Raw genomic sequence first — 476 nt, forward strand, 5'->3', positions numbered from 1 at the left:
ACCGCCACCGTCACCGCGCACAACGCGGTAGGGACAGCACCGGCGTCGGAGGCTGCGGCCTTCACCACGGCACCGACCCCGGCGACGGTCCCGGGTGCGCCCGGAAACGTCTCGATCGAAGCCACGCACGAATCGGCAAAGGTCATCTGGACCGCGCCGGATGACGGCGGGGAACCGGTTTCCGGTTACACCGTTCGCGTGTTCCAGGAAAATGCGGAAGTGCGGTCGGTTTCGGCCAGCGGCACCGAGGCACTCCTGGGTGGGCTGAATGCCGAGACGGAATACAGCGTCACGGTCACCGCGCACAACGCGGTGGGCGAGTCTGCCCCGTCCGAAGCAGCGGCGTTCACCACGGCGGCTGAACCGGCCACGGCTCCTGCCGCGGTCTCGGAGATCACGGTCGAGGCGACGCATGAATCCGCGACGGTGAAGTGGAAGGCCCCGCACGACGGCGGTTCGGCCATCACCGGCTACAC

The 476-nt window shown here is 68.5% G+C and carries 1 protein-coding gene; it reads left to right on the forward strand.

Annotated elements, in window-relative coordinates; all coding sequences use genetic code 11:
* On the forward strand, positions 1–476 hold a 476-nt coding region (locus tag ACIPUB_RS20120; RefSeq protein WP_407609002.1), incomplete at both ends, for a fibronectin type III domain-containing protein.

Source organism: Paeniglutamicibacter sp. ORCA_105, from assembly GCF_045798545.1.
Taxonomy (GTDB): Bacteria; Actinomycetota; Actinomycetes; order Actinomycetales; family Micrococcaceae; genus Paeniglutamicibacter; species Paeniglutamicibacter sulfureus.